This window comes from Bacillota bacterium (assembly GCA_030705925.1).
Lineage (GTDB): Bacteria > Bacillota > Clostridia > Oscillospirales > Feifaniaceae > JAUZPM01.
In genome coordinates this window covers 1-3,351 of sequence record JAUZPM010000112.1, presented here as the reverse complement: position 1 = coordinate 3,351, position 3,351 = coordinate 1, and the positions used below count along the sequence as shown (strand labels likewise).

The window sequence follows — 3,351 nt, the reverse complement described above, 5'->3', positions numbered from 1 at the left end:
TATTAGAGATGTGACGACGCCAACAGGAAGTTCAACAGGAGAGAGTAATGTGCGGCTGAGCAAGTCTGCGAGCATTAAGAAAGCCGAACCTGAAAAAAATGATGTTACGAGAAGCCTTAGATGCGAAGGCCCGGTTAACCTGCGGATTATATGCGGGATTATCAAACCAACAAAAGAAATAACTCCGCTGACTGATACAGATATCCCTATGAGGAGTGATACTGCAATGAATAATTCTATCTTTATTCTTGTGACGTTTACACCTATATAGCGAGCTTCCTGTTCACCAAGAGCAAATGCGTCAAGTTCCCAGGTATAACGCAGTATCCACACGGTGCCGATAATAACGAAAGGTAAAGTCAGCAGGACGTATTGCCACCCGCGACCTGAAAATGAACCCATAGACCAAAAAACAATCCGCCTTAATTGATCCCCGGATAGAGATATAATAAGACTTACGATACTGCTTGCAAACATTGAGAAAACTACGCCGGTAAGTATCAGTGTGGCAGTCGATATACTTTTATCAATAAGGTGTGCAATTGCCATAACGATCAAGATAGATATAAAAGCAAAAACCATTGCAAATAATGCCGTAAAAGCATACCCCTGGACATGGAGAGCAGAAGAGAAAAAAATGGCAATCACAGCGCCAAGTGAAGCGCCTGATGAGACTCCCAGAGTTCCTCCCTCTGCAAGAGGATTTTTTAGAATCCCCTGCATAACACAGCCGGAAACAGAAAGGCAGGCTCCTACAAGACCGGATAGGATTACCCTTGGCATCCTAACAGAAAATAATATAACAGAAGTGCTCTTAGAGATATTATCAGTACTAAAACCAAATATCTTTCCTGCGATAAGTTTTACTGAATCGGAAAGCGGGATAGAAACGCTTCCAACCGTCAATGAAACCAAAAACGATAAAGCAAGAACCAGAATGCTGATAATTAATATTATTTTGTAATTATAGCTTTTATTTGTCATAAACTTTTTTTATTAGTTCTCGTGCTGCGTCAACAAGACGTGGGGCGGGGCGGCTGGTGGTATCGGCGTTAATATCATAAACTGCGCCATTTTTAACTGCGGTAATTGATTGCCAGTTTTTTCGTGACATTATTTCCGATGCCGCGTTGCCGCTTGCAGTATATGAGCCGCAAGTTGTGAGTATGATATCCGGATCTGCTTTTATCACCTGTTCTTCAGAGATACTTTGCCACCCGTTCAGATCGTCAAATACATTTTTAATGTTACAGATGTTAAATAGTTCCTGCAAGAAAGTGCCTTGACCGCAAGTCCATAATCCTTGATCCAGAGGCGATAGTTCGACATATACTTTTTTTTGCGTTTCATTTTTAGCAATATTTTTTATTTCATCGAACTGCTTTTTCATATTATTGGTTAAATCGTTTGCCTCTTTATTTTTTCCTACAATTTTTCCTACCATAGCTATATCAGAATATGCGCCATCGATAGTCTGAGCATCCGTTACAACAACTTTAACCCCTGCGGAACGAAGCTGCTGTACCTGGTCTGCTTTCTGTGACATTTTCCCTATGAAAACCACATCAGGATTATCTGCAATAATATTTTCAATATTTGTTCCCGCTCCGCTTTTTAAGGCTGCCTTAGTTTTAACTTCTTCGGGATAGTTGCAAGTATCGCTGACTGCAGTCACCTTGTCGCCACTGTTTAAAGCATATAAAATTTCAGTTATTGATGGGACAAGAGAAATGATTTTATTCGGAATTTTATCGATTGAAACCTCGGTGTTAGAGGCATCGGTAACAGTTATTTGAGATACTGAAGCCTTATTTTGGGTGCAAGCGGCTAGTGATAAAATGATCGTAATGCAGACTAATAATGATAATACGCGTTTCATATGTTCCTCCTAAAAAAACGACGCACATTCCGGGCCTCTGGAATGTGCGTTAATAAAATTAGTTATTCCCTGCCCGCAGAGGGAATAACGACTCAAGCATATATTTCAAGGTATCCTGACTTTTATCATCCCGCAGGCGACTTATAGCCAACGGTCAAAATCACAGTTGCTGGGGCAGTGCCGGCTTTTCACCGACTTCCCTTAAAATAGCGCTATATTCAATTAAATAAAATTATATATGCCTTTTTAAATGGTGTCAAGTAAGTAAGATGTATATATGGTGTAATATAATTTGCTTAATTTAGTATAAAATAATAGCAGAAAGGATGGTGCCCATGAAACAGAGAAAGCAAAAAAAAGAAAAATTGCCCCCATCTGCAAACGCTGTCACACTGCCTCTAATGTCTTCAGATCCTCAGGCTATTCAAAGGGTAAATGAAGACGGGGACCCTTCTTTAGATGATGTTATAGAAGCACGTGATTGGGTAATTCATAATAAAAAATAACTTTTTTAATGTTAAAGCACTCAGATAAAATTATAACTGAGTGCTTATTTTTGACTAAAAATCGAGTATTCTAGCCAGGATGTAATTTGAAATATAAAATCCCTTTCGATTAAAAGCATAACCATCGCTTGTGATTTCAACATGTCCGCTTTTGATAAAAGGTTCAAGCTTTTTATAAAACATTTCATCAAAATTTTTATTGTGAAAGCGAAGCCTGAAAGCCTCTTTTGAGATTCCATCATTAAGCCGGAATCTAAGCATTACATATTCGCCGATATTTTCATTCTGAGGCACTTCAAGATATTCTGAAAGTATGTTTTCTCCGGATTCGTGCAATAACACCTTATTATACAATTTGATGTCTTTTACAAATGAAAATCTTCTTCCGTTTAAATATGAGGATGCAGCAGTTCCAAGCCCCAGGTATTCGTCGCAATTCCAATATTTCAAATTATGTTTGCATTCATATCCATTCTTTGCGAAATTAGATATTTCATACTGATTGTATCCTGCTTTTTCAAGTTTTTCAGCAGCGGCGAAGTACATGTCAGCCTCTGTATCTTCATCTGGAAGAGCCAGACGGTCACGAGCCTCAAAAAATGGGGTGCCCTCTTCAATCTTTAGCCCATATAAAGAAATATGCTCTGGCGCAAGTGCAATTATTTTGTCTAGAGTTTCACAGAGGCTTTCCCAAGTCTGATCAGGTATACCATACATGATGTCCACGCTTATATTCTTGAATTTCAAAAGCCTTGCGGTTTTGTATGTATGTTCAAAATCAGAAAAACTGTGCAGTCTTCCGAGCTTTTTAAGCTCGCTTTCATTAGCAGACTGCACACCGATACTCAGTCTATTTACACCGGCCCGCTTAAGAGTCTTAAGTGTTTTTTTAGCTGCTGAAAATGGGTTTGCTTCCACGGTAATCTCTGCGTTTTTTGCCAAGTTAAAATTTTTGCGGATATTTTT

4 protein-coding genes and 1 riboswitch are annotated in these 3,351 nt (G+C 38.9%); of the genes, 1 reads left to right on the top strand and 3 read right to left on the bottom strand.

Annotated elements, in window-relative coordinates; translation table 11 throughout:
• Together Q8865_11170 and Q8865_11165 are read right to left on the bottom strand one after the other, a co-directional pair.
• Positions 1-984, bottom strand: a 984-nt coding sequence (locus Q8865_11170; GenBank protein MDP4153978.1) for an iron ABC transporter permease, incomplete at its 3' end; no start/stop codon positions are given.
• A complete protein-coding gene (locus Q8865_11165; GenBank protein MDP4153977.1) occupies positions 974-1,879 on the bottom strand; it encodes an ABC transporter substrate-binding protein in 906 nt (301 codons plus the stop codon). The genes Q8865_11170 and Q8865_11165, both read right to left, overlap by 11 nt.
• A gap of 87 nt (positions 1,880-1,966) precedes the next feature.
• Positions 1,967-2,122: riboswitch (cobalamin riboswitch) on the bottom strand.
• Between the two features lie 92 nt (positions 2,123-2,214).
• Between Q8865_11165 and Q8865_11160 the strand changes: the two genes are divergently transcribed.
• Positions 2,215-2,385 carry a hypothetical protein gene (locus Q8865_11160; GenBank protein MDP4153976.1) on the top strand — a complete coding sequence of 57 codons (171 nt, stop codon included), beginning with the start codon at positions 2,215-2,217 and terminating at the stop codon, positions 2,383-2,385.
• Positions 2,386-2,439: 54 nt separating this feature from the next.
• Here the strand turns inward: Q8865_11160 and hemW are convergent.
• The coding region (gene hemW / locus Q8865_11155; protein ID MDP4153975.1) for a radical SAM family heme chaperone HemW at positions 2,440-3,351 on the bottom strand (912 nt) is incomplete at its 5' end.

Excerpts from the sequence above, each read along its gene's own strand:
- Q8865_11165 (MDP4153977.1), bottom strand. The coding sequence starts at position 1,879 with ATGAAACGCGTATTATCATTATTAGTCTGCATTACGATCATTTTATCA.
- Q8865_11160 (MDP4153976.1), top strand. The coding sequence starts at position 2,215 with ATGAAACAGAGAAAGCAAAAAAAAGAAAAATTGCCCCCATCTGCAAAC.